This is a genomic window from Microbacterium sp. ABR10, assembly GCF_057812175.1.
In genome coordinates, this window is sequence record NZ_CM173821.1 from 993,897 (window position 1) to 1,019,291 (window position 25,395).

Genomic DNA, 25,395 nt, shown 5'->3' on the forward strand with positions numbered 1-25,395 from the left:
AGAGCCGGGGGCCTTGTCGTGTCCGTCGCATCCGCGCGATGAGGACGGTTCAGCCGTCGAAGATGTCGCCGAGCAGCGACCCGATGACCAGACCACCGAGCATTCCGCCGACCATGTTGCCGCCGCCCATGCCCCCGCCGCGGCCGCCCATGCCACCGCGGCCGTAGCCGTTGCCGCCCCACTCGTCGGGCCGGGACTGCTCGATGTCGCGCTGTGCGATCTGCAGCGATTCGGATGCCAGCGACCCGGCCCGGCGCGCCGTGGCGAGCACCGTCTCCCGATCGTCCTCGGCGACGGGACCGAGGGGCAGACCGGCGCGCAGACGCTCCGCTTCGACGAAGCGTGTGCGCGCGTCGGCGCCGATCCAGCCCCGATGTCCTGTGATGAGGCCGCGGGCGACCGCGAGCTGACGATCGGCGTCATCGATGGCGTGGTCCACCTGCTGCTGCGTGAGAACAGGGCGCGCCGCGCGTTCCCGGGCGTGGTCCAGATCGGCGTTCGTCTGGCGCAGGGACGACAGTGCGGCGAAGGGGTCGCTGCGGGTACCGGATGCCGGCAGCGCGCTGAGCGCGCCCTGAAGCGCCGTCATGGCGGCGATCACGGCGGGCGTCTGCGCCTCGCGGCGGGCCTCGACGAGGTCGTTGCGGGAGTCGTCGACGACGGCGGCCAGGGTGGACTCGGCGCGCAGCGCCTCGATCTCGAAGGTGTCCACGGCATCCAGGAGGGATTCCGCGCGACGGACCGCTTCGGTGGCCGCCTCGAGCGCGACCGACGCCTGCTCGCGCTGGCCGGCCTCGCGGCGTCGCTCGGAGACGGATGCGGTGTGCACGGCGAAGTCGAGGAGCTGCTCGATCTCTTCGGGATTGCCGCCGATCTGCGCGAGCGCCGAATCGCTGTATCGGCGGGAGAGCCGTTCGACCACGTCGCGGGCGTTCGGGATGCGCTCCTGGAGCCGTTCGCGGTCGGCGCGTACGCGGGCGAGCGTCTCGGGTGCGCGGCGCACAGCGTCGATCTTGGGCTGCAGAACCTGCGTGCGTTCCTCGAGGAGGTCTTCCGCCCACTGGGAGAGCTGGATGACGCGCGCGTTGCGCGTGCGCAGCTCCTCCTTGGTGTCGGGGATCTCGTCGTGGTTGAGCTGGTGCAGCCGGAAGGCCTCGGCGAGATGGGTGCGCACGGAGTCGAGGGCGGCGGCGAGGTCTTCGGTCGCCTTGTCGCCGAGCTCGGCCCGCGCGAAATCGAGCTCGTCGGAGGTGAGACGCACCCGCTCGTCGGCGGCGACGATCGCCAGCTCGGCCCGCCGAGCCAGATCCGCGTCGGCCGCGTCTTGCTCTTCGCGCTTCCTCTTGCCCCAGAAACCCGCCATGGCTCGATCCTAAGCGGCGGGTTCGTACCCGTCGCCGTGTGTTCGCTGCGGGCGCGCAACCCGGCCTGAGGATTGCGGCTCCTTCGCAGGTCACGAACCGGTAACACGGATACCATGGGCCACGTATGCCTGTTCGCAGGCCGGCGTCCGTACGGGCGTCGCACCCGACAGATGGAGATTCTTCGTGGCAAATCCGCTCGAGAGACTGCTGCGCGCCGGCGAAGGCCGCGTCCTGCGTCGCCTACAGGGCGTCGTCAAGGCGACCGGGGCGCTCGAAGAGGACTACGAGCAGCTCACCGACGACGAGCTGCGTAACGAGACCGTCGAGCTCCGCGCCCGTTTCGAGGCCGGCGAGACGCTCGACCAGCTCATGCCCGAGGCGTTCGCCGCCGTCCGCGAGGCGGCCAAGCGCACCCTCGGTCAGCGCCCGTACGACGTGCAGATCATGGGCGGCGCCGCCCTGCATCTGGGCAACATCGCCGAGATGAAGACCGGTGAAGGAAAGACGCTGACCGCGGCCCTCCCGGCCTACCTGAACGCCATCGCCGGCAAGGGCGTGCACGTCATCACCGTGAACGACTTCCTCGCCAGCTACCAGTCGGAGCTCATGGGCCGCGTCTACCGTGCACTCGGGATGACGACAGGCACCGTCGTCTCGGGCCAGACGCCCGAGGTGCGCCGTGAGCAGTACGAGGCCGACATCAGCTACGGCACGAACAACGAGTTCGGCTTCGACTACCTGCGCGACAACATGGCGTGGCGCAAGGAAGACCTCGTGCAACGCGGCCATTTCTACGCCATCGTCGACGAGGTCGACTCGATCCTCATCGACGAGGCGCGTACTCCGCTGATCATCTCCGGGCCGGCATCCGGTGAGGCCAACCGCTGGTTCGCCGAGTTCGCGAAGCTCGCCCGCACCCTCGAGGCGGGCGTCGACTACGAGGTCGACGAGAAGAAGCGCACGATCGGTGTGCTCGAGCCCGGCATCGAGAAGGTCGAAGACTACCTCGGCATCGACAACCTCTACGAGTCGGCCAACACCCCGCTCATCTCGTTCCTCAACAACTCGATCAAGTCGATCGCGTTGTTCAAGCGCGACACCGACTACGTCGTCATGAACGACGAGGTCATGATCGTCGACGAGCACACCGGTCGCATCCTGGTCGGGCGCCGCTACAACGAGGGCATCCACCAGGCCATCGAGGCGAAGGAGGGCGTGCCGGTCAAGGCCGAGAACCAGACCCTCGCCACCGTCACCCTGCAGAACTACTTCCGTCTCTACGACAAGCTCTCGGGCATGACCGGTACCGCCGAGACCGAGGCGGCCGAGTTCATGTCGACGTACAAGCTCGGTGTGGTCCCCATCCCCACCAACCGGCCCATGGTCCGCAAAGACCAGTCGGATCTCGTCTACAAGAACGAGACGGCCAAGTTCGCGCAGGTCGTCGAAGACATCGTCGAGCGCCACGCGAAGGGCCAGCCCGTCCTGGTCGGCACGACGAGCGTCGAGAAGAGCGAGTACCTCTCACGTCTGCTGGCGAAGAAGGGCGTGCGTCACGAGGTGCTGAACGCCAAGAACCACGCGCGCGAGGCGGAGATCGTCGCCCGCGCCGGTCGCCTCGGCGCCGTGACGGTGGCCACCAACATGGCCGGCCGTGGAACCGACATCATGCTCGGCGGTAACGCCGAGTTCCTCGCCGTGCAGGAGATGAAGGCGCGCAATCTCGACCCCGTCGAGACGCCCGACGCCTACGAGTCCGAGTGGGACACGGTGTACCAGTCCATGCGCGACACCGTCGCCGAGGAGGCCGCGAAGGTCACCGAGGCCGGTGGCCTCTACGTGCTGGGCACCGAGCGCCACGAGTCGCGTCGCATCGACAACCAGCTACGCGGTCGTTCGGGACGTCAGGGTGACCCGGGCGAGAGCCGGTTCTACCTGTCGCTCACCGACGACCTGATGCGTCTGTTCCAGTCGGGGGCCGCGGAGGCGATCCTCGCGCGCACCAACTTCCCCGACGACGTCGCGATCGAGTCGGGCCTGGTGTCGCGAGCGATCAAGAGCGCCCAGTCGCAGGTGGAAGCGCGCAACGCCGAGATGCGGAAGAACGTCCTGAAGTACGACGACGTGCTGAACCGTCAGCGCGAGGCCATCTACGCCGACCGCCGGCACATGCTCCAGGGCGATGACATCGCCGACCGCGTGCAGCACTTCATCGAAGACGCCATCACCGCCGTGATCGACGACCACACCGGCTCGGGCCACACCGAGTCATGGGACTTCGACGCGCTCTGGACCGAGCTGAAGACCATGTACCCGGTGAGCGTCACGATCGACGAGGTCGTCGCCGAGGCCGGCGGCACCAAGGGGCGCATCACGCCCGAGGGGCTCAAGCGCGAGATCATCTCCGACGCGCGGATCGCGTACGAGAACCGCGAGCAGCAGCTCGGTGAGCAGGCGCTGCGCGAACTCGAACGCCGCGTGGTGCTGCAGGTGCTCGACCGCCGCTGGCGCGAGCACCTCTACGAGATGGACTACCTCAAAGACGGCATCGGACTCCGTGCCATGGCCCAGCGAGACCCGCTGATCGAGTACCAGCGCGAGGGCTACCAGATGTTCCAGTCGATGATGGGGCAGATCAAGGAGGAGTCCGTCGGCTTCCTCTACAACCTCGAGGTCGAGGTCCGCAAGGTCGAGGGTGACGAGGCGCAGGTCGAGGCCAAGGGCCTCACGCCGACCCCGGTCGAAACGCAGCGCCTCGAGTACTCGGCCGCGAACGACGCGGGTGAGGTCGAGGTGCGCAACGACCGCGGCCAGGTGCAGCAGGCGGCGACCAACCGACTGCGTCAGGCGGCGCAGCCCGCGGCACCTGCGGCGGAGCCGGTGCCCACCGGCGCCCGCGGTGCTTTCGGCCAGCGCACCGACGCCGCCGACGAGTCCGCGGCGTCGAACCGCGCCGACCGTCGCGCCGCGAAGAAGAAGTAACGAACGAACGAAGGATGCCGTGCCCCGATCACCGGGGCGCGGCATTCGTCGTCCGCGGCGACCGATGCGTGGTCCACTCGGTGTCGATTGGCCCGCTGAGGCCGGGGATATCCTGAACCGATGAGCCCGCTACGCCCTCTCGATCAGTCGTCGAAACTGAAAGACGTCCTCTACGAGATCCGGGGGGAGGCCCTCGTCGAGGCCGACCGACTCGAGGCCGAGGGGCACTCCATCCTCAAGCTGAACACCGGCAACCCGGCGATCTTCGGTTTCGAGGCACCGCATCAGATCGTCCGCGACATGATCGCGTCGGTGCCCAACGCCCACGGCTACAGCGACAGCCGCGGCATCCTGTCCGCCCGTCGTGCGGTGGTATCGCGCTACGAGCAGGAGCCCGGGTTCCCCGCGCTCGATACCGATCACGTGTTCCTCGGCAACGGTGTGTCCGAGTTGATCACGATGACCATGCAGGCGCTCCTCGACGAGGGCGACGAGGTGCTGATCCCCGCCCCCGATTACCCGCTGTGGACGGCGATGACGAGCCTCGGCGGGGGTACGCCCGTCCACTACCTTTGCGACGAGTCGCGCGAGTGGCAGCCCGATCTGGACGACATCCGCTCGAAGGTCACGCCCCGCACCAAGGCCATCGTCGTCATCAACCCCAACAACCCGACGGGAGCGGTGTACTCGCGCGAGATCCTCGACGGCATCGCCGACATCGCCCGCGAGAATTCGCTGCTGCTGCTCGCCGACGAGATCTACGACCGCATCCTGTTCGACGACGCTGTGCACATCCCCATGGCCACCGTTGCGCCCGACCTGCTCTGCCTGACCTTCAACGGTCTGTCGAAGACCTACCGCGTCGCCGGTTACCGCTCCGGCTGGCTCGCCATCACCGGCCCCAAGGATCACGCGCAGGGGTTTCTGCACGGTATCAACCTGTTGGCATCCACTCGTCTCTGCCCGAACGTGCCGGCGCAGTTCGCGGTGCAGGCGGCGCTGTCGGGGGTGCAGTCGATCGACGCGCTCATCGCTCCGTCCGGCCGTCTCCACGAGCAGAGGGATGCCGCGTGGCAGGGCCTCGAGGCCATTCCGGGCGTCTCGTGCGTGATGCCCCGCGGTGCGCTCTACGCCTTCCCGCGATTCGATCCCGAGGTGTACGAGATCCCCGACGACGGCAAGTTCGTGCACGACTTCCTGCTCGCCGAGCACGTGCTTCTCGTGCAGGGGTCGGGGTTCAACTGGCCCGCAACCGATCATGTGCGCATCGTGACGTTGCCCGAGGCCCGCGTCATCTCGGATGCCATCGAGCGGCTCGGCAACTTCCTGTCGTCCTGGCGTCCCTGACCTCTCTGCGCCTCCGCGGTTTCGGCCGCTGACCCCGTGGCGGGTGCACGCGGCGTTCGGCGGTCTGCTCCTCGTGCGGTCACGGCTGCTCATGCGGCGGGGCCTCGAAGAGACGCGCCCGCCGCGTCGTGCGACGTTCGTCGTCGCTGGACGGTGTCTGCGACCCGCCTGACGCTCACAGCAGGCCCAGCGACGTGACCCGCCAGCGACCGTCCAGCCCCTCGAGGCGGAGAGCGACGGCGCGGGTGCGCAGTCGCGTCGCCGCGGTCACGGTGGCCTCGACGACGTGATCCGCCGGGGACGAGAGGTGCACGCTCTGGATGATGTGCGTCGCCCGGGGCGCGGGCATGCCGCGGGCGCTGCGCGCGCGGGCCGCGAGGCCGGCTCGAACGACCACCGTGCGGTACACATCTTCCGATAGCCATCGGGCGAGCTGGTCGACCTCGCGTACTCCGGCGAGCACCTCGAGGACACCGCGGACGATGTTGAGCGTGAAGGTCTCTGCGGACGGCAGCTCGTGGGTCGAGGTCTTCTGCCGGCCGAAGAACTCCTCCGACCGGGAGGCGGCTGCGAGCGAGCGCCGCGTCGGGCTCGAGGTGGTGTGGACGTGCGGCTGTGACATGGTTCCCTCCGATGATCTGGTGCGTGAAGCGAGCGGGGGGTGACGCCGAGAGTAGGGCAGCGGTGGCCCGCGAGCCGAAGCGTTCGGGGCGTCTGTGGAGGAATGCGAGATGAGGTCAGGGTGGTGAGAAGCTGCCGCCGTGGGAGCGACGAGCGCGACGTCGGCTCGCGACCCCGGCGCGCCGCCGGGCCGGCGGTGGGGGTCGACGATCCGCGTGACGACGGGCTTCGCGTGCGGTCGTCGGCGCCGCGTTGCGGGCGTGTCAGGACCGCGTGATGGGCGCGGGCTTCAGCGTGGGGGTGCCAGCCCGGCGTTCGACTCGAGGTCGTCGGGAAGGCGCTACGGGCCGTGGACGAGAAGGCGAACGGGACCAGAAATCAACACAGAAGGGCCTCCCGCTCACGATGTCCGCCGTTCGGGGGAGGAGGCGCCCTCACCCGCTGGCGGAAGCAGTGGACGATCGGTTCCCCGGGCGTCGTCCGCGGGTCCGTCCCCCGGGTCGCCCCGCCCTGGTTCCGGCTGGACGGCCGGCTCACCCGACGGCTCACGAGCGCTCTTTCCTGCAGCTGTCGGAAGCAGCGGCCTCCACCGTCTCCCCTAGGGTGGGAGGGTGTCGACACTCAGTGAACTCGTCTTCGCCCAGGGCCGCTCCAGCGAGGCCGACGTCGAGTGGCTGCACCGCCTGGCCGGCGACGGACAACTGCTCGCCGACCTGGCCTTCGCCGACATCGTGATCTGGGTTCCCACCCCCGACGATTCGTTCGTCGCTGTCGCGCACACGCGCCCCGGGGGAGCTGCGACCCTGTTCTACCGCGATATCGTCGGCGACCGTGTGCGGCCGCAGTGGCGCACGCAGGTGCGAGACGCCTTCCAGAGTGGGCGGATCGTCGACTCGGCTTCCCCCGACTGGTTCGAGGAGACGCCGACGCGTGTGCGCGCGGTGCCGATCGTGCGGGAGCTCTCGCGCGAGGGCGCGGCGGTCACCACCGTCGGCGTGCTGACCCGCCACACCAACCTCGGCGAGACGCGGACGCCGTCGCGTCAGCAGATCACCTTCAACGACTGCGCCGACGACGTGTTCCGCATGATCTCGTCGGCCGAGTTCCCCGATCTCGCCGCCCCGACGGCCCCTCGCCGCGGCGCCCCTCGCGCCTCCGACGGGCTCATCCGCCTCGACGTCGACGGAATCACGACGTTCGCGAGCCCCAACGCGCTCTCAGCGTTCAACCGCATGGGCTTCGACGACGAGCTCGAAGGCGAGTCGCTGGCCGAGGTGACGGCGCGCATCCTCCCCGCCAAGCGTCAGGACGTCGACGAGTCGCTCCCCGTCGTCGTCAGCGGCCGTGCACCGTGGCGCGCCGACATGGAGGCGCGGGGTGTGCAGGTCTCTCTGCGCACGATTCCCCTGCGCGATCGCGGAAACCGTATCGGTGCCATCGTGCTCAGCCGCGACGTGACCGAGATCCGCCATCAGGAACAGGAGCTCATCACCAAGGACGCGACGATCCGCGAGATCCACCACCGCGTCAAGAACAACCTCCAGACGGTCGCTTCGCTGCTGCGCATCCAGGCCCGCCGCACGCACTCCGACGAGGCGCGGGACGCCCTCACGCAGGCCATGCGCCGCGTGTCGGCAATCGCGGTGGTCCACGACACCCTGTCGGAGGGTCTCGCGCAGAACGTCGACTTCGACGACGTCTTCGCTCGCGTGCTGAAGCTCGTCGCCGAGGTGGCGGCGGCGCCGAACACCCGCGCGCGCACCCGCTCGACGGGTCAATTCGGCATCCTGCCGAGCCAGTTCGCGACCCCGCTCGCCCTCGCGCTCACCGAGCTGGTCACCAATGCCGTCGAGCACGGACTCGCCGGGCAAGAGGGAGACGTGGAGATCGCGGCGGAGCGTACGGGCGAGATGCTCGAGGTCAGCGTCCGCGACACCGGCGTGGGCCTACCAGAGGGGCAGGTCGGCCGCGGGCTCGGCACGCAGATCGTGCGCACCCTGATCCAGGGCGAACTCGGCGGCACGATCGACTGGCACACCCTCATGGGCAGCGGGACCGAGGTCACCATCGAGATCCCGTTGCGTTACATCGGCGGCACGTCGACCTGAGCCGGAGCTCTTCGGGCCGGCGCGCGGGCGCGAGAAACGGCCCGCAGGCAAGAACGTGACGTCGAGCCGTTCCGCCCGCCGATCGCGTTCCTCGCTTCATGACCGGGCAGACCGCGGTCCGCGCGGCATGACCCCGCCGACCGCGTTTCTCGCCGGGCGCCCCCGCTGACCGCATTCGGTCGCGGCGCACCAAGCTCCTCGGGTCCGCGCGGTCGCCGGGCCTGACGGTCGCGGCACGCGAAGAAGCCCACCCCCGCGGGGATGGGCTTCTTCGAACGACGGATGCCGTGGGTCAGGAGGCGCGGCGTGCGCGGGCGGCGCGGCGCTTCAGGGCGCGACGCTCATCTTCGCTCAGACCGCCCCACACGCCCGAATCCTGCCCGGATTCGAGGGCGTACTGCAGGCAGACCTCGGTGACGGTGCAGCGTGCGCAGACCGACTTGGCCTTTTCGATCTGGTCGACCGCGGGGCCGGTGTTGCCGACGGGGAAGAACAGCTCGGGGTCGACTGTCAGGCAGGCTGCTTTGTCGCGCCAATCCATAGGGGTGCTCCTTGTAACAGAAATTTTGGTCGATTCGGCACCGGCTATCGGGTCCGGTACCCTGGTGGGAACGCGAGCGATTGCTCGCCCCACTTCGCTGTGGGAGCACACGGCTTGTTCCATGCTCCCATAGCGTTTCGGCCTGATCAAGAGGTAACCGGCAGGTTTCCGGATCGTAACGCGCCAGCGGCGCCCGTCGGAGGGTTTCGGATGCCGATTCGACTCGCGGCCTCCGCGCTCCTCGGACTCGAGGCCCTCGGCATCCTGGCTCTCGCCGGATGGCAGGTCGTCGCGCTCATCGGCGGTGACACCGACTCGGTGGTGAGCTCGATCGCCCTCATCGTCCTGACCCTCATCGGCGCGGCCATCGTCGGCGCGTTCGGCGTCGGGACAGCGCGCGACGCCTCCGCGGCACGCTCGGGCGGCATCGTGACGCAGCTGCTGATCCTGTCGGTCGCCATCGGCGCCGTCACCGGCGAGTGGGCCGCCCCCACCGCCGCCGCGCTCATCGCCCTCCCCGCGGTCATCGGGCTGGTTGTGCTCGTGCTGGCAGTGCGGCGTGCCGCACCGCGGCGTCGCGACGACGACTGAGACCTCTTCGAAGCCCCGCGAGCGCAGCTCCCCTCGGCCCGGGATTCACGTCGTCTGTCGCCCGTCGCGGCACGCCGTCGCCGCCGTTCGCAGTGCCCGTCCCCGGTGGTCCCGTGCCGTTGCCAGAACCCCGCCGATCGCGAGGGCGATGGCGGGGTTCGAGGCGGAAGGGGCTCAGGCGGCGGCGAGGCCGAGCGTCTTGCGCAGACGTGCGACGTGGCCGGTGGCCTTGACGTTGTAGAGCGCCTCGACGATCTTGCCGTCTTCGTCGACGACGAAGGTCGAGCGCAGCACGCCGGTCACGGTCTTGCCGTAGTTCTGCTTCTCGCCCCACGCGCCGTACGCCTCGTGCACCGTGTGCTCGGGATCGCTGAGCAGGGGGAAGGTGAGTCCGTCGCTGTCGCGGAACGCCCGGAGCTTCTCAGGGGTGTCACGAGAGAGACCGAGAACCGTGTACCCGGCTCCCTGCAGGGAGGCCAGGCTGTCGCGGAAGTCGCACGCCTGGGTCGTGCAGCCGGGGGTCTGGGCGGCCGGGTAGAAGTACAGGATCACGCGGCGGCCACGGAAGTCGCTCAGCGAGACGGGGTGCTCGTCTTGGTCGAGCAGGGTGAAGTCGGGGGCGGTGTCGCCCTTGTCGAGGTTCGTCACCCCTCCAGCCTAGAACGCTCGATCGCTTGGAACGTCGTCAGCAGCCGGTGCAGGGAGTCCAGGCGCGCCTCGGCTCCGGGGCCCAGGCGACCGGATGCCACGGCCTCGGCGATCGCGCAGTCCGGCGCGTCGGGAAGGTGGGTGCAGCCTCGCGGGCAGTCTTCGGCCGCCTCGGCGAGGTCGGTGAAGGCGCCGAGCACGTGGGCGGGATCGACGTGGCCGAGACCGAACGAGCGTACGCCCGGGGTGTCGATGACCCAGCCTGATCCGGCAGGTCCCCGATAGCGCAGGGAGACGGCCGACGACGACGTGTGCCGCCCCCGACCGGTGACCACGTTCACATGCCCGATGGCACGCTCCGAGCCGGTCAGCGCGTTGACGAGCGTGGACTTTCCGACGCCGGAGTGTCCCACGAAGACGGTGGAGTGCCCGGCGATCGCTTGGCCGATCTCGTCCAGCGGCATGGCGCCCTGTGCGCTGGTGAAGACGCGCAGATCGATGCCGGTGAAGTGCGCGAGGAACTCGGTCGGGTCGGCCAGGTCGGTCTTGGTCACCACGAGGAGGGGACGGATACCGGCGTCGAGGGCGGCGACGAGGTAGCGGTCGACGAGCCTTTCGCGGGGCTCCGGGTCAGCTGCGGCGACCACGATCAACATCTGGTCCGCGTTGGCGACGATCACCCGCTCGACCTGGTCGGTGTCGTCGGCGCTGCGGCGGAGGAGCGACGTTCGCTCCTCGATGCCGACGATGCGGCCGAGCGTGCCCTCGCCGCCCGTCAGGTCGCCGACGACCCGTGCGCGGTCGCCGTTGACGATCGGCTGCTTGCGGAGTTCGCGGGCGCGGGTCGCGAGCATGCGGCGCTCGTCGGGGCCGTCCTCGTCGACGAGCACGGTGTAACGGCCGCGGTCGACGCCCAGGACCCGGGCGATCTGCGCGTCGGCGTGGGCCGGGCGACGCTTGGTGCGCGGCCGGTTCGCCTTGGGGTTCGGTCGCGACCGGATCGACGACTCGTCGTAGGCGAGATCGTCGTCGTCGTCGTCGTCGGCGAGCCAGCTCACGCGTCTGTCTTACTCACGCGTCGACCGAGGCGTCGGTGCCGAGCATGGCATGCCAGAGCGCGGCGAACTGGGGGAGGGTCTTGGCCGTCGTTCTGATGTCGTCGACCTGCACGCCGGGGACGCGGAGCCCGATCAGGGCGCCCGTCGTGGCCAGGCGATGGTCGTGGTGGGCCTTCCACTCGCCGCCGACCAGGGCGCGCGGGACGATGCGGATGCCGTCTTCGAGCTCGTGGGCCTCGCCGCCGAGCGCACGCAGGTTGCCGACGAGGGCGGCGATGCGATCGGTCTCGTGCCCGCGGATGTGACCGATGCCGTGCAGGGTCGTGGGGCCGTCGGCGAAAGCTGCAAGACCGAAGAGCGTGGGGGCGAGTTCGCCCGCGGCGGAGAGGTCGAGTTCGACACCCAGGATGCCTTCGTCTCCCGCGGCGACGGTGAGGGCACCGCCGCGGCGGCTGACGCGCGCACCCATCTCGGCGAGGATGTCGACGAGGAGCGCGCCGGGTTGAGTGCTGTGGAGAGGCCAGCCCGTGACCGTGACCGAGCCGCCGGCGACCATCGCCGCGGCCAGGAAGGGCGAGGCATTGGAGAGATCGGGCTCGATCGCGACGTCCTTGGCCCGGACCGGACCCGCGGGCACGATCCACTCGCCCGGAGCCGGTCGCTCCACGTGGACGGCGCGGTGGGCGAGTGCCTCGACGGTCATGTCGATGTGCGGGACGCTCGGAAGCCGCGAGCCGACGTGGCGCAGCCGTAGGCCCACGTCGAAGCGGGGAGCTGCCAGGAGGAGACCCGAGACGAACTGACTCGACTGACTCGCATCGATCTCGACCTCGCCGCCGCGCACGTGACCGTGTCCCCGGACGGAGAAGGGCAGAGCCCAGTGGCCGCCGTCGTCGATGTCGACACCGACATCGCGCAGCGCCCGGATCATCGCGCCCATCGGGCGGTGCAGGGCGCTCTCGTGCGCGGTGACATGCACGTCGCCTCGTGCGAAGCCCGCCAGGGGGGTGACGAAGCGCATGACGGTGCCGGCTTGACCGCAGTCCACCGTGGTGCCGCCGAGGAACGACGACGGGGGAGTGATCAGCAGGTCGGGACCGAAGGGGGATTCGGTGTCGATCTCGTCGATGCCCACGCCGAGCGCCCGGAGGGAGTCGATCATGCGTGCGGAGTCGTCGGAGTGCAAAGGGGCATGCAGCGTGCCCGGGCCGTCGGCGATCGCGGCGAGCACGAGCTCGCGATTCGTCAGCGACTTCGAACCCGGCACGGTCACCGTGGCATCCATGGGACCGGCGGCGACAGGCGCGTCCCACGCGCCGCGGGGCGTGGCGGCGGAGAGGGAATATCCGAGCGGAGTCATCGGTTCCTAGCCTACTGAAAGGGGGACGACACGTGACCGCACTTCTCGAGCGCGACAGCCCGCCGGCGAGCACCCCGGCGGCCTTCGACATGCCCGACGTAGACTGGCGCGCGATGGACGACACCGCAGAAGCGGGCTCGCAGGTCGAGCCGCGCGCACAGTTCGAAGAGCAGGCTCTGCCCTTCATGGACCAGCTCTATGCCGCGGCGATGCGGATGACCCGCAATCCCGCCGATGCGGCGGACCTCGTGCAGGAGACCTTCGTGAAGGCCTTCGGATCGTGGGCGTCGTTCGCACAGGGGACGAACCTGAAGGCGTGGCTGTACCGCATCCTGACGAACACGTACATCAACACGTACCGCAAGAAGCAGCGCGAGCCGTACCAGAGCGCCATCGACGACCTCGAGGACTGGCAGCTCGGCGGTGCCGAGTCGACCACCGCGAGCAGCGCACGTTCGGCCGAGGCCGAAGCGATCGACCACATGCCGGCATCCGTCGTGAAAGACGCCCTGCAGTCGATCCCCGAAGATTTCCGGATGGCGGTGTACCTCGCGGACGTCGAGGGCTTCGCCTACCAGGAGATCGCCGACATCATGAAGACTCCGATCGGCACGGTCATGAGCCGTCTGCACCGCGGCCGGCGGCTGCTGCGCGACCTGCTGTCGGACTACGCCAAGGAGCGCGGCATCAAGGCCGCGACGGGAGAGACGAAATGAGCGACTGCGGCTGCGACAAGGCACGGCGCGATCTGGAGGAATACCTCCGCAACGAGGTCTGCAAGACCGAGGCGAGCGACATCCGTCAGCACCTCGAGAACTGCCCCGGATGCCAGGACGAGGCCCTCGTGGCGCGCACCCTGACCGACGTGGTGGCGCGGGCGTGCAAAGAGACCGCTCCCGACGAGCTGCGCGATCAGGTGCTGACGCGTCTGCGGGCGATCCAAGCCACCCACTGACCCCTCCCGCGGTGCCCTCGGGTGGGTGTCGGAAGGTGTACGTAGGCTGGGATCATGGCATCCATCGACCCCTTGACGCTGCCCCTCGACCAGACCTCCGCCGCTGACCTCGCGGCCTCCGGGCTCGACTACGCCCGGGTGGATGCCGACGGCGATGCGTATCGCCCGTTCCAACGGGCCGTGGCGCGAGGTTTCCTCGGCGGGGAGTCCACCGACGACGAAGCCGAGAACGCCCGCCTGACGCTGCGCACCCGCCGGCTCACCGCGGTCTACGACCGCGACGGGGTGGAGCCCGGAGTGCCCGTGGGTACGGTCGACTCGTGGGCCACCGAGCTCACCACGTCGCCGGGGCGGCAGACCGACCTCTGGGCCATCAGCGCCGTGACGGTGGCGCCGACCCATCGGCGTCGCGGGATCGCCCGGGCGATGCTGGGTGGCGAACTGCGCACCGCCGCGGCTGCCGGGTTCGCCCTCGCGGGCCTGACCGTGACCGAGGCGACCATCTACGGCCGCTGGGGCTTCTCACCGGCTACCTGGGCCTCCGATGTCGAGGTCGACACCACCCGTGCCCGCTGGACGGGTCCGACCCCCACCGGACGGCTCGACTTCGTCCCGCGTGACGGCCTCGCCGATCGGGTGAGCGCCGTTCACGAGCGCGTGCGGCGGCAGCGCCCCGGGTCGGTTCCCGGGTGGGACGGCCGTTGGCGGGGGATCGCGGGTGTCGCGCCCGGCGATAAAGAGGGCGAGAAGGTGCGCGCCGTGGCATACCGCGACACCGACGGGGTGGAACGCGGCATCGTCGTTTACGCGATCGCCGACCGCGATGATTTCGCCGCACACGACCTCTCCGTGCGCGCGCTCTTCGCGGAGTCGCCCGATGCCTATGCCGCCCTGTGGCGGTTCGTCCTCGAGCACGACCTGGTGGGCACGGTGAAGGCCTGGCTGCAGGCGCCCGTGCCGCCCGTGCAGTGGATGGTGACCGACCGCCGCGCGGTCACGGCGACACTCACCGACCACCAGTGGCTGCGGGTCCTCGACGTGCCGCACGCCCTCGCCTCGCGCGCCTACGCCGCGCCGCTGCGAGTCGCTGTGCGCGTCACCGATCCGCTCGGGTTCGCCGACGGCGCGTGGCGCCTGGTCATCGGCGACGACGGCGAGGCCGTGGTCGAACCCGTCGCCGACGGCGACCCGGTCGACGTCGAGATGACCGTCAACGCCCTCGGATCCCTCCTGCTCGGCGGTGCGCGCGCCACCGAGCTGGCCGCGGCGGGGATCGTCTCGGGGCACACCGGGGTCCTTGCGGCGATCGACCGTTCCTTTGCGCCGTCTATGACTCCGCTTCTCGACATCTGGTACTGATGCCCTCCGCCCAGCTTTGCTCGTAGGCTTTCGCCGATGTCCCAAACAGCACCAGCCGCGCCCGGCGCGCGTACGCCCTCGCGGCTGCGAGCGGCGGGTCCCTACCTCCGCCGGTACCTCGCCCGCAATCCCGTCGCCGTCAGCGCGGCCGTCATCGTCATCGCCGCGGCTGCGGTGACCGGGTCGCTGTGGAATGACGGGGGAGCTCTCGTCTGGGGTGCGGGGCCGTTGGCCACGTTCGCGAGCGGCCGGTGGTGGACGATCCTCACCGCGCTCGTCGTGCCGGACTCGGCTATCGATGCCGCGGCATCCGTGCTGCTCGCCCTCACGGTGCTCGCCTACGGTGAGCGTCTGCTGGGATCCCGCCGCACGGCGCTGCTGCTGGCCGTGACGGGCGTGGCGGGGCTCCTCGTGGGCATCGGCCTGCACGCCGCGGCCTGGACGGTGACCGACCTCCGACCCGTCGTGGCGGCGGAAGTCCCCGTGCTCGACCCGACGACACCCATCGCGGGAGCGGTCATGGCGGCCTCGGCGTTCGCGACCACGCTCTGGCGACGCCGACTGCGCTTGGTGGGCTTCGCGCTGCTCGCTCTCTTCGCCCTGTACGCGGGCGACGCCGACTCCTGGTACCGTCTCACGGCCGCGGCGATCGGCCTCGCGCTCGGCGCCGTCCTCGCGCGGGGACGCGAGCGGCGGTCGTGGCACCGCAGCTCGACGAGGGAGAGCCGCACGCTGCTGGCACTGCTGGTCGCCGTGGTCGGCAGCGGGCCGATCGTCGCGTTGGTCAGCGGCGGCGGTCGTGGCCCGCTCTCCCTCGTCGTCGACGCCTACACCCAGTACGACGACGAGGTGCTCGCCCAGTGCGGAACGGTCGCGGCGTCGGTGTGCGACGAACAGGTGGCCCTCCTGATGACGCGCGGCGCCGGGCCGGCCCTGTTGGCCATCACCCCGCTCGTCCTGCTGCTGGTGGCGGCGTGGGGGCTGCGACAGGGCCGTCGCGCGGCGTGGGTCGTCGCGGTGTTCGTGCTCGTGGCATCCGCCGTCCTTCCCCTCGTCTCCCTCGCCGACGGTCGCCTGCGCATCGACCCCTGGGTCGACGGCAGCGGCGCGGAGTACGTCCTGTGGGCGATCGCGAGCGTGGTCATCCCGCTCGTGCTCGCGGCGGCGCTGGTCGTCGCCCGCGCGCGGTTCTCGGTGCGTGCGACGCCGAAGGCCGCGAAGTGCGTGGCCGTCGTGCTCGCTCTGGCGTTCTTCGCCTGCGCGACGACGCTCTTCCTCGTCGAGGCCATCGGCAAACGCGCGTTCGACCGCGACGTCTCCTTCTTCGACCTTCTCTCGGTGACGTTGCGACGTTTCCTGCCGCCCGCGTTCACCCATCCGGGCGGCTCGACAGCGTTCCCCCACAGCGGCCCCGCCCTCTTCGCGTACCAGTGGATCGGCGTGTTGTTCTGGATCATCGTTGTGGCGTCGATCCTGTGGCTCTACCGCCGTGTGCAGCGCCCCGACGCGGGCGACGAGGGCCGGTACCGCGAGCTGCTCCGTCGCGGCAGCGACACTCTCGGTTTCCTGGGCACCTGGGCGGGCAACCGTCACTGGTACTCCGAGGACGGAGAGTGCGCCGTCGCCTATCGGCTCTCCGGCGACGTCGCTCTCGCGGTCGCCGATCCCCTCGCGCCGGTCGGCCGGCGCCCCGAGGCCCTGCGAGGCTTCAGCGACTACTGCGTCGAGCACGGGTGGATCCCCGCGTTCTACAGCGTGCACGCGGACACCCTGCACGACCTCGTCGACCTGGGGTGGCGGCACGTGCCGGTCGGCGTCGAGACCGTGATGGATCTACCGGGGCTCACCTTCGCGGGCAAGACCTGGCAGAAGGTGCGTCAGCCCCTCACCCGCGCCGAGCGGGAGGGCTACACGGCCGTCTGGTCGCGGTGGCACGAGCTCTCCGTGTCGCAGGCGTCGCAGGTCGTCGCCATCGACGAGGAGTGGGTCGCCGATCGGGCGCTGCCCGAGATGGGCTTCACGCTCGGCTCCCTCGACGAGCTGCGCGACCGAGACGTGCGGCTTCTGCTCGCCGTCGGTCCCGATGAGCGCATCGAGGCGGTCACGAGCTGGATGCCGAGCTGGATCGACGGCGAGATCACGGGGTGGACCCTCGACTTCATGCGACGCCGCACCGACGGTCCGAACGGGATGATGGAGTTCCTCATCGCCAAGGCCGCTCTGCAGCTGCAGGAAGAGGGGGCCATGGTGCTGAGCCTGTCGGGTGCCCCGCTCGCAGACGACCCGGACGAAGCGGTGGAGGGCGATCCCGCGCCGCTGCGTGCGCTGCTGCGCTGGCTCGCCGAGGTACTGGAGCCGGCGTACGGCTTCGCGTCGCTGTTCCGTTTCAAGGGCAAGTTCCGCCCGCGGTACCGCCCGCTCGCCCTGGCCTACCGCGACCCGCTGGAGCTGCCGGGCATCGGGGCCGCCGTCGGTCGCGCCTACCTGCCCGACGCCTCGCGACGGGAGATGGTCGCGTTGGCGCGGACAGCGTGGGAGGGGCGTCGGTGAACAGATTCATCCTGTCGCTCGAACTGATCGACTCACCGCTCCTGCTCGTCAGCGCTGCCGTCGCCGTTCTCGGAGTGATCGTCGTGATCGTACGGCCGCACCGACGCGTCGTCCTCACGCTCTCGATCGCGGCCGCGGCGGGGGTCGTGATGTTCGTCGTCGCGAAGATCCTCGAGGCGATGGACACTTTCCAGGGCCCGCTGCCGGGCGCGGCGATCTGGTGGGCGTCCGGAGCGGTCGCCGCCATCGCCGTCGGCATCGTCGGGATCTTCCGCAGCCCCTGGGTGCGCCGGGTCGCGGGCGTCGTGACGGTCGTCTCGGCGCTTCTGGCCGGCATCCTCGGTGTCAACGCGGCGTACGGAGTGACGCACAACCTCGCCGCGATCCTCGGCGTACAGGCGCTCGACCCGGCGTCGCTGCCGCAGCAGAGCGCCGCCGCCGGTGATCCCGCGACTCTGTACCAGACGTGGCAGCCGCCCGCCGACATGCCCGCGAAGGGATCGGTCAGCGCGCTGACCGGCGGCACCAAGATCCCCACCGGGCAATACGCCGCACGTGACGCGTCGCTGTACCTTCCCCCCGCGGCGCAGGTCGCGAACCCGCCGGCCCTGCCCCTGCTGGTGTTCATGATGGGTCAGCCCGGCTCGCCCGACCCCACTACTTTGGCGAAGGCGCTCGACGCGTTCGCCGCCGCGAACAAGGGGCTCGCCCCGATCGCCATCGTGGTCGACCAGCTCACCGCGCCCGACCTCGACCCCACGTGCGTCGACTCCGCGAAGTACGGGGCGGTGGCGACGTACATCAACCAGCTCGTGCCGCAGTGGGCCGAACAGAACCTGAACATCATCACGGACCGCCACTACTGGACCATCGGCGGCTTCTCGAACGGGGGGTCGTGTGCGGCCATGTACGGCTCGCGCTACCCCGACACCTGGGGACAGATACTCGACGTGATGGGTAACGAGTTCCCGGGTTCGGAGCACGTCGCCCAGACCGTCGCCGACGTGTACAACGGCGATGCGGCCGCGTTCCAGGCTGGCAAGCCGTCGGTCATCATGGGCGCCGCTCCCGCCGGGACCTATGCCGGGCACACGGCGATCTTCACCTGGGGCAGTGCCGACACCACATACGGCCCCGGGCAGCTATCGAACTCTCAGGCGGCCGACGCCGCGGGCTTCACGACCCTGACCTACATCGTGGAGGGGGGCGGGCACACGGGCGAGACGCTCGATGCGAGCCTCGCCTGGGCGATCCCGGCGCTCGCGCCCACGCTCGGGCTGGCCGCGCCGCCATCCTGAATCGGTTCGTTCTGCGGAGGCGGACGCAGTGTCGTCCTACCCGCGGGCGGTGTCTGCCTCACATCCCGACGCCATGACGAAAGGCCCGGCCGACATCGACCGGGCCTTTCGCGGTGGGTATCAGCTCCCGAGCGCTTCTTTCATGATCGCCGCGTGCTCGTTGGCGTGCACCTTCGGCGAGCCGGTCGCCGTGGAGGCGGCGGACGCACGCGAGATGCGGCGGACCGGGCGACCACCGAGCTGGTCGGCGACTTCGAGAGCGATGAACGGCCACGCACCCTGGTTCTCGGGCTCGTCCTGCACCCACGCCAGTTCGGCGTTCGGGTACTGCGCGAGCACCTGGTTGAGCTCGTCGATCGGGGCGGGGTAGTACTGCTCGACCCGCACGAGGGCGATCTCGGGGTTGGGGTTCTTGTCGAGCTCGGCGCGCAGATCCCAGTGGATCTTGCCGGCGTGCAGGAGCACACGCTTCACGGCACCGCGGTCGATGCCGCGATCGTCGTCGAGCACGGGCTCGAACCGGCCCTCGAGGAAGTTCTCGACCGGGCTCGTCGCTCCGCGCAGACGCAGCATGGCCTTCGGCGTGAACACCACGAGTGGGCGGCGCGGACGCTGGTAGGCCTGGCGTCGCAGCAGGTGGAAGTACGACGCGGGGGTCGACGGACGCGCGACGATCATGTTGTCTTGCGCGCACATCTGAAGGTAACGCTCGATGCGTGCCGACGAGTGGTCGGGGCCCTGGCCCTCGTAGCCGTGGGGGAGCAGCAGCACGACGCTCGACTGCTGCGCCCACTTCTGGTCGGCTGACGAGATGAATTCGTCGATGACCGACTGGGCGCCGTTGGCGAAGTCGCCGAACTGGGCCTCCCACAGCACGAGCGCGTCGGGGCGCTCGACCGAGTAGCCGTACTCGAACGCCATGGCCGCGTACTCGCTGAGCAGCGAGTCGTACACCCAGAAGCGTCCCTGGTTCTCGCTGAGGTTCGCCAGCGGCAGCCACTCCTGCCCGTTGCTGCGGTCGTGCAGTACCGAGTGGCGCTGCACGAAGGTGCCGCGCCGCGAGTCCTGCCCGGCGAGACGCACCGGGGTGCCCTCCATCAGCACGGAGCCGAAGGCGAGCAGCTCGCCGAACGCCCAGTCGATGTTGCCGTTGCGGCTCATGTCGAATCGCTTGTCGAGCAGCTGCTGCAGCTTGGTGTGCACCGTGAAGCCGTCGGGCTTGTTCACGAAGGCGTCACCGATGTGCTGCACGACCTCGCGCGACACTCCGGTCGTCTCGGGCGCACCCACGGCGGGCTCGTCGGCCGCATCTATCGTGACGACGGGGTTGACGCCCGTCTCGGCCTCGTGCGTATCGGCGAAGGCCACCTCGAGGCGGTTCTGGAAGTCCTGCTTCGCCTGCTCGTACTCGTCTTCCGTGATGTCGCCACGGCCGACGAGAGACTCGGTGTACAACCGGCGGACGGAGCGCTTCGCCTCGATGAGGTTCGTCATCAGCGGCTGCGTCATCGAGGGGTCGTCGCCCTCGTTGTGGCCGCGTCGGCGGTAGCAGACCAGGTCGATGACGATGTCGCGGTGGAATTCTTCGCGGTACTGGAACGCGAGCTCGGCCGCGCGGACGACGGCCTCGGGGTCGTCTCCGTTCACGTGCAGGATCGGGGCCTGGATCGTCTTCGCCACGTCGGTGGCGTACACCGAGGTCCGCGCATCGTTCGGCGTGGTGGTGAAGCCGACCTGGTTGTTGACCACGACGTGGATCGTGCCGCCGGTGCGGTAACCGCGCAGCTGCGACATCTGCAGCGTCTCGACCACGACACCCTGGCCCGCGAACGCGGCGTCACCGTGCACGAGGATGGGCAGCCACGAGAAGGTGCCGATGGGCTTGCGGTCCTGCTTGGCGCGGACGATCCCCTCGAGCACGCCGTCGACGGTCTCGAGGTGCGAGGGGTTGGCGGCGAGGTACACGGGCAACTCGTCACCGGCGTCGCCCACGAACGTGCCCTCGGTGCCGAGGTGGTACTTCACGTCGCCCGAGCCGCGCTTGCTGCCGATGGCGACCGCGCCCTCGAATTCGCGGAAGACGTGACCATAGGTCTTTCCCGCGATGTTGGTGAGGACGTTCAGGCGACCGCGGTGGGCCATACCGATCGCCGCCCCGTCGAGGCCGACCGTGGCCGCGCCCTGCAGGATCTGGTCGAGCAGTGGGATGAGCGACTCGCCGCCCTCGAGGCTGAAACGCTTCTGACCGACGTACTTGGTTTGCAGGAACGTCTCGAACGCCTCGGCCTGGTTGAGCTTGGACAGGATCCGCAGCTGCTCGTCGTGACCGGGCTTGGTGTACTTGACCTCGACGTTGCGCTGGAACCACTGGCGCTGCACGGGGTCTTGGATGTGCATGTACTCCACACCCATGGTGCGGCAGTACGAGTCGCGCAGCACGCCGAGGATGTCACGCAGCTTGGCGACGCGCTTGCCGCCGAGACCGCCGGTGACGAACTCCCGGTCGAGGTCCCAGAACGTGAGGCCGTGTTGCTCGATCTCGAGGTCGGGGTGCGTGCGCTGGACGTACTCGAGCGGGTCGATATCGGCCATGAGGTGGCCGCGCACGCGGAAGGAGTTGATGAGCTCCTGCACGCGAGCGCTCTTGTCGATGCGCTCGGAGATGTCGACGCTGATGTCGGCGGCCCAGTGGATGGGGGCGTAGGGGATGCGCAGCGCCGAGAAGATGTCGTCGTAGAAGCCCCGCTGCCCGATGAGCAGCTCGTGCACCTTCTTGAGGAACTCGCCCGAGCCCGCACCCTGGATGACGCGGTGGTCGTAGGTGCTCGTCAGGGTGATCGTCTTGCCGATCGCCAGTTCGTTGAGCGTCTTCTCGCTCGCACCCTGGAACTCGGCGGGGTAGTCGAGCGCACCGGCGCCGATGATGGCGCCCTGGCCGCGCATGAGACGCGGAACGGAATGGACCGTGCCGATGCCGCCGGGGTTGGTCAGCGAGACCGTCGTGCCCTGGAAGTCGCCGGGGGTGAGCTTGTTGCCGCGGGCTCGGCGCACGAGGTCTTCATACGAGGCGAGGAACTCGCCGAACGTGAGCGTGTCGGCGCGCTTGACGCTCGGCACCAGCAGCGCGCGCGAGCCGTCGGGCTTGGGCATGTCGATCGCGATGCCGAGGTTGACGTGCGCGGGCGCCACCACCGACGGCTTGCCGTCGATCTCGGCGTAGTACACGTTCTGGCTCGGGAACTCCTTCAGCGCCTGGATCAATGCCCAGCCGATGAGGTGCGTGAAGCTGACCTTGCCGCCGCGCGTGCGGGACATGTGGTTGTTGATGACGATGCGGTTGTCGATCATCAGCTTCGCGGGGATGGTGCGCACGCTCGTGGCGGTGGGCACCGTCAGGGAGTCGTCCATGTTGGACGCCAGCGCCTTCGGCATGCCCTTCAGGACCGTCACACGATCTTCTTCGGTGCTCTCGGAGCTGGCCGAGGGGACGGCGTTCGGCGCCTGTGCGGGGATCGGCTGCGGCTTGGCGGGCTTCGCGGTGGTGCGCGCCACCGGTGCCTGGCCGACGATCGGGATCGGGGCAGTCACGGGCTTGGGCTCGGAGACCGCCTGCGCCGGCGGCGCCGAGGGCGGGGGAGCGGCGGCGGATGACCCGTCGACGACCGGGTGGTACGCCTCCAGAATCGGCCACCAGGCCTTGTCTACGGAGTGCTTGTCGACTTTGAACTGTTCGTAGAGTTCGTCTACGAGCCACTCGTTCGCGCCGAACTCGCCCTCGCTCGAAGTACCGACGCCCGTCACCTGGCTCGACACAGTCGATCGCCTGCTTTCCTCGATGAAGATTCCTGTGGATGCACAGACGTCGCCGTCTGCGCTCGGGCCAGCCTAGCCGAGGTTGCCGAGGGCGACCCGGGCCTTTACGGGGCCTTTACTTTCGAATCGCCATCGGGTCGTTCATCCGGCTGGTGTGATGAGGTGGACACCATGGAGTTCTCCGGTGCCCAGCCCGATGTCGACCTGACGTACTCGGACGTGTTCCTCGTCCCGCGTCATTCCGAGGTGCGCAGCCGCCTCGATGTGGATCTCGCCCCCGCCGACGGGAGCGGGGCGACGCTGCCGCTGGTCTCGGCCAACATGAACTCGGTGACGGGAACGCGGCTCGCCGCGGCCCTCGCGCGTCGGGGCGGGCTCGGCGTCCTCCCGCAGGACCTCGCCCTGCCCGACCTGCTCGACGCGGTCGAGTGGGTCAAGTCGCGGCCGGTGGCCTGGGACGCACCCCTCGTGCTGCCTCCCGGCGCGACGGTGGCCGACGCGCGTCTCCTTCTGCCGCCGGTACCCGGTCACGGCATCATCGTCGCCGAGACCCGAGAGGGCGGCGTCGTCGACCTCGCAGACTTCCGCGGCATCGTGCCTGCTCCCCGCCTGGCGACGGCGCTTCTGGATGCCACGCTCGGCGACATCACGCGCGGCGAGACCCCCGTGATCGAGGCGCACCGCGTGGGCGACCCACGGACGGTGTTCGCGCTCATCGAGGAATCCGGCACCGACGTCGTCGCGGTCGTCGACGGGGACCGCGTGGTGGGGACCCTCTCCCTGCGCAGCGCCTTGCGCGACTCCGTCTACCGTCCGGGCATCGACGCCGACGGACGTCTCATCGTGGCCGCGGCCGTCGGCATCAACGGCGACGTCGCCGGCAAGGCGCGCGCGCTCGCGGCCGCCGGCGTCGACGTCCTCGTCGTCGACACCGCACACGGGCACCAGGCGCAGATGCTCCGCGCACTCCGCGAGGTCGCGGCTCTCGACCTGGGCATCCCGATCGCCGCCGGCAACGTCGTGACCGCCGAGGGGGTACGAGACCTCACCGACGCCGGCGCGACGATCCTGAAGGTCGGCGTGGGGCCCGGCGCCATGTGCACGACGCGCATGATGACCGCGGTGGGACGCCCGCAGTTCTCCGCGGTGCTCGAGACGGCGGAGGCTGCGCGCAGCGTCGGCGCGCACGTCTGGGCCGACGGCGGCGTGCGCTACCCCCGGGACGTCGCGCTGGCGCTGGCCGCGGGCGCGGCATCCGTCATGATCGGGTCGTGGTTCGCCGGCACCATCGAGTCTCCCGGCCGGCTCCGGACCGACGATGCGGGCCTGCTCTACAAGGAGTCATGGGGTATGGCATCCACCAAGGCCGTGCAGGGCCGATTCGAGCGCCTCGATCCGTTCGAGCGGGCCCGCAAGGAACTGTTCGCCGAGGGGATCTCGTCGTCGCGCATCTACCTCGACCCGCAGCGCCCGGGTCTCGAAGACCTTCTCGACATGATCACGTCGGGGGTGCGCTCCTCGTTCACGTACGCCGGCGCGTCGACCGTCGCGCAGTTCCACGAGCGCGCCCGGGTGGGCCTGCAGTCCGCGGCCGGGTACGAAGAGGGAAAGGCGCTCCCCGTCAGCTGGTGACGAGGCCCGACACGGTGACGTCCGCTTCGAGGGTGATCCACGCGCCCAGCTGCACCGAGAAGTCGAGGTCTTCCCCGGCCGCGCGTGCTGCGCGTCGGGGGTCCGCGGCGAACAACCCCGCACGTCGTCCGTTCCACAGCGCGTCGGCGTTGCGGCGGACGAGATCGCGCGCGGCGCGGGACGTGGCGCGGTGTTCGTCATTCGCCCCGTCGTCGGCGAACCACACCGCCGCCTCCGCGAGATAGCGGGCCAGGATGCCGGCGAACAGCCCCCCGTCTCCGCCACCGGCAGAGGGGAAGAGTCCTCCCTCGGCCGCGCACCAGCGCGCGACGGCGTGGACCAGCGATGCCGCTCGCGCCTCGTGCGCCTCCCGGGCGTCGGCGTCGGGGGCGCCCTCTGCGAGGGCGAGCGCGGAGCCGATCGCGACACCCTGGTTGTAGGTCCACAGCTCGGGGCGGACGATGCCGTCTTCCACGCCGTCGCGCACCAATCCCGTGATCGGGTCGTCGAGGGTCGCTGCGACCCATGCGTCGAGATCGATCGCCGATCCGCGGTGCGCGGACCGCGCCAGCGCGATCGCCGCGGGGCCGTTGGCGGGGGCGTTGTAGAGCGCACTGCCGACCGCCCAGGGCAGCGCTCCGACCGCGGGATCGACGGCCTCGTCGAGCCGCCGGACGAGACGGTCGATGCGCCGGTCGTTCAGGTCCTCGTGCTGCAGCGCCAGGGTCATCCAGGCGACGTCGTCGTAGAACGGCGTGGTCCAGCGCCCCAGCGTCCGCAACGTGACACCCCGGTGCAGCGCGCGCAGGAGCCGCCTGCGCCGGGGATCGGGTCGGTGCTGCTCGGCGTCGTGGAAGACGTGGATCAGGTGGGCGTGCCACCAGTAGTGCCAGGTGCGCGAACCCTCGACGCCCGGCGTCGCGGCGTGCGCCCACGCGAACGGCCCGTAACGGTGGACGTAGCGGCGGACGACGGCCGATTCGGCGGAAAGCGCGCGTGCCTGCGCCGGAGATGTCGCATCCATTCCCCCATCCTCCACAGGCCGTCGGGCGCGGGGGAAACGGGTGCCGGTCGCCCGTGGCTGCCATAGAATCATCCGCACGATGGACGACCCTCCCAGTTGTAGACCCGAGCCCCGAAACCCTCCTTCCGCCGAGCGATCGAGCGG

At 69.9% G+C, this 25,395-nt stretch carries 18 protein-coding genes; 10 read left to right on the top strand and 8 right to left on the bottom strand.

The features are described from left to right. Positions 1 to 49: 49 nt before the first annotated feature. A complete protein-coding gene (locus ACXKZF_RS04465; protein ID WP_488985516.1) occupies positions 50 to 1,363 on the bottom strand; it encodes a coiled-coil domain-containing protein in 1,314 nt (437 codons plus the stop codon). A 184-nt stretch (positions 1,364 to 1,547) separates the two neighbouring features. Here ACXKZF_RS04465 and secA point away from each other — a divergent pair, with 184 nt between their 5' ends. After that, the gene (secA, locus tag ACXKZF_RS04470; protein WP_055958344.1) at positions 1,548 to 4,346 is read left to right on the top strand and encodes a preprotein translocase subunit SecA; all 2,799 of its coding nucleotides are present in this window, start codon (positions 1,548 to 1,550) and stop codon (positions 4,344 to 4,346) included. 120 nt (positions 4,347 to 4,466) lie between these two features. Then, on the top strand, positions 4,467 to 5,693 hold the full coding sequence (locus tag ACXKZF_RS04475; protein WP_055958341.1) for a pyridoxal phosphate-dependent aminotransferase: 1,227 nt from the start codon (positions 4,467 to 4,469) through the stop codon (positions 5,691 to 5,693). Positions 5,694 to 5,868: 175 nt separating this feature from the next. Here ACXKZF_RS04475 and ACXKZF_RS04480 read toward each other — a convergent pair whose 3' ends face one another. Next, positions 5,869 to 6,315, bottom strand: coding sequence for an Rv3235 family protein (locus ACXKZF_RS04480; protein WP_055958338.1), 447 nt, complete (start codon positions 6,313 to 6,315; stop codon positions 5,869 to 5,871). A 610-nt stretch (positions 6,316 to 6,925) separates the two neighbouring features. Here ACXKZF_RS04480 and ACXKZF_RS04485 point away from each other — a divergent pair. Beyond that, on the top strand, positions 6,926 to 8,422 hold the full coding sequence (locus ACXKZF_RS04485) for a sensor histidine kinase (RefSeq protein ID WP_243223907.1): 1,497 nt from the start codon (positions 6,926 to 6,928) through the stop codon (positions 8,420 to 8,422). A 292-nt stretch (positions 8,423 to 8,714) separates the two neighbouring features. On the opposite strand, the gene ACXKZF_RS04490 is transcribed toward ACXKZF_RS04485, so the two are convergent. Next, the gene (locus ACXKZF_RS04490; protein WP_013583608.1) at positions 8,715 to 8,963 is read right to left on the bottom strand and encodes a WhiB family transcriptional regulator; all 249 of its coding nucleotides are present in this window, start codon (positions 8,961 to 8,963) and stop codon (positions 8,715 to 8,717) included. Positions 8,964 to 9,173: 210 nt separating this feature from the next. On the opposite strand from ACXKZF_RS04490, the gene ACXKZF_RS04495 reads away from it, so the two are divergent. Continuing rightward, positions 9,174 to 9,554, top strand: a complete 381-nt coding sequence (locus ACXKZF_RS04495) for a hypothetical protein (protein WP_055958332.1) — start codon at positions 9,174 to 9,176, stop codon at positions 9,552 to 9,554. 174 nt (positions 9,555 to 9,728) lie between these two features. Here the strand turns inward: ACXKZF_RS04495 and bcp are convergent, their stop codons facing one another. The 3 genes from bcp to aroA are packed head-to-tail and all read right to left on the bottom strand — an operon-like array spanning position 9,729 to position 12,620. Beyond that, positions 9,729 to 10,202 (bottom strand): thioredoxin-dependent thiol peroxidase, encoded by a 474-nt coding sequence (gene bcp, locus ACXKZF_RS04500; protein ID WP_055958329.1) that lies wholly within the window; start codon positions 10,200 to 10,202, stop codon positions 9,729 to 9,731. After that, entirely contained in the window at positions 10,199 to 11,260 is a 1,062-nt protein-coding gene (gene rsgA / locus ACXKZF_RS04505; protein ID WP_488985517.1) for a ribosome small subunit-dependent GTPase A, read from the bottom strand. The genes bcp and rsgA overlap by 4 nt, the downstream gene beginning before the upstream one ends. Before the next feature lie 13 nt (positions 11,261 to 11,273). Further along, a complete protein-coding gene (gene aroA / locus ACXKZF_RS04510) occupies positions 11,274 to 12,620 on the bottom strand; it encodes a 3-phosphoshikimate 1-carboxyvinyltransferase (protein WP_055958323.1) in 1,347 nt (448 codons plus the stop codon). Positions 12,621 to 12,733: 113 nt separating this feature from the next. On the opposite strand from aroA, the gene ACXKZF_RS04515 reads away from it, so the two are divergent. From ACXKZF_RS04515 to ACXKZF_RS04535, 5 genes are read left to right on the top strand one after another with little or no spacing between them, the layout of a single operon-like run. Next, positions 12,734 to 13,336, top strand: coding sequence for a sigma-70 family RNA polymerase sigma factor (locus ACXKZF_RS04515; protein ID WP_235561339.1), 603 nt, complete (start codon positions 12,734 to 12,736; stop codon positions 13,334 to 13,336). Next, entirely contained in the window at positions 13,333 to 13,575 is a 243-nt protein-coding gene (locus tag ACXKZF_RS04520; RefSeq protein ID WP_055958319.1) for a zf-HC2 domain-containing protein, read from the top strand. The genes ACXKZF_RS04515 and ACXKZF_RS04520 overlap by 4 nt, the downstream gene beginning before the upstream one ends. Before the next feature lie 54 nt (positions 13,576 to 13,629). Continuing rightward, a complete protein-coding gene (locus ACXKZF_RS04525) occupies positions 13,630 to 14,934 on the top strand; it encodes a GNAT family N-acetyltransferase (RefSeq protein ID WP_488985518.1) in 1,305 nt (434 codons plus the stop codon). Positions 14,935 to 14,970: 36 nt separating this feature from the next. Beyond that, positions 14,971 to 17,484, top strand: coding sequence for a bifunctional lysylphosphatidylglycerol flippase/synthetase MprF (locus ACXKZF_RS04530; protein ID WP_488985519.1), 2,514 nt, complete (start codon positions 14,971 to 14,973; stop codon positions 17,482 to 17,484). Further along, a complete protein-coding gene (locus tag ACXKZF_RS04535; protein ID WP_488985520.1) occupies positions 17,481 to 18,782 on the top strand; it encodes an alpha/beta hydrolase in 1,302 nt (433 codons plus the stop codon). Before ACXKZF_RS04530 ends, ACXKZF_RS04535 begins: the two co-directional genes overlap by 4 nt. A gap of 120 nt (positions 18,783 to 18,902) precedes the next feature. On the opposite strand, the gene ACXKZF_RS04540 is transcribed toward ACXKZF_RS04535, so the two are convergent. Beyond that, positions 18,903 to 22,595, bottom strand: coding sequence for a multifunctional oxoglutarate decarboxylase/oxoglutarate dehydrogenase thiamine pyrophosphate-binding subunit/dihydrolipoyllysine-residue succinyltransferase subunit (locus ACXKZF_RS04540; RefSeq protein ID WP_243223913.1), 3,693 nt, complete (start codon positions 22,593 to 22,595; stop codon positions 18,903 to 18,905). Positions 22,596 to 22,766: 171 nt separating this feature from the next. On the opposite strand from ACXKZF_RS04540, the gene guaB1 reads away from it, so the two are divergent. After that, the gene (gene guaB1 / locus ACXKZF_RS04545; protein WP_055958306.1) at positions 22,767 to 24,227 is read left to right on the top strand and encodes a GMP reductase; all 1,461 of its coding nucleotides are present in this window, start codon (positions 22,767 to 22,769) and stop codon (positions 24,225 to 24,227) included. Here guaB1 and ACXKZF_RS04550 read toward each other — a convergent pair. Then, positions 24,217 to 25,251 (bottom strand): glycoside hydrolase family 76 protein, encoded by a 1,035-nt coding sequence (locus ACXKZF_RS04550; protein ID WP_488985521.1) that lies wholly within the window; start codon positions 25,249 to 25,251, stop codon positions 24,217 to 24,219. The genes guaB1 and ACXKZF_RS04550 overlap by 11 nt on opposite strands. Positions 25,252 to 25,395: the final 144 nt, after the last annotated feature.

Coding starts and splice junctions, on each gene's coding strand:
- ACXKZF_RS04465 (WP_488985516.1), bottom strand. CDS start 1,363: ATGGCGGGTTTCTGGGGCAAGAGGAAGCGCGAAGAGCAAGACGCGGCC.
- ACXKZF_RS04475 (WP_055958341.1), top strand. CDS start 4,467: ATGAGCCCGCTACGCCCTCTCGATCAGTCGTCGAAACTGAAAGACGTC.
- ACXKZF_RS04480 (WP_055958338.1), bottom strand. CDS start 6,315: ATGTCACAGCCGCACGTCCACACCACCTCGAGCCCGACGCGGCGCTCG.
- ACXKZF_RS04490 (WP_013583608.1), bottom strand. CDS start 8,963: ATGGATTGGCGCGACAAAGCAGCCTGCCTGACAGTCGACCCCGAGCTG.
- ACXKZF_RS04495 (WP_055958332.1), top strand. CDS start 9,174: ATGCCGATTCGACTCGCGGCCTCCGCGCTCCTCGGACTCGAGGCCCTC.
- aroA (WP_055958323.1), bottom strand. CDS start 12,620: ATGACTCCGCTCGGATATTCCCTCTCCGCCGCCACGCCCCGCGGCGCG.
- ACXKZF_RS04515 (WP_235561339.1), top strand. CDS start 12,734: ATGGACGACACCGCAGAAGCGGGCTCGCAGGTCGAGCCGCGCGCACAG.
- ACXKZF_RS04520 (WP_055958319.1), top strand. CDS start 13,333: ATGAGCGACTGCGGCTGCGACAAGGCACGGCGCGATCTGGAGGAATAC.
- ACXKZF_RS04525 (WP_488985518.1), top strand. CDS start 13,630: ATGGCATCCATCGACCCCTTGACGCTGCCCCTCGACCAGACCTCCGCC.
- ACXKZF_RS04530 (WP_488985519.1), top strand. CDS start 14,971: ATGTCCCAAACAGCACCAGCCGCGCCCGGCGCGCGTACGCCCTCGCGG.
- guaB1 (WP_055958306.1), top strand. CDS start 22,767: ATGGAGTTCTCCGGTGCCCAGCCCGATGTCGACCTGACGTACTCGGAC.
- ACXKZF_RS04550 (WP_488985521.1), bottom strand. CDS start 25,251: ATGGATGCGACATCTCCGGCGCAGGCACGCGCGCTTTCCGCCGAATCG.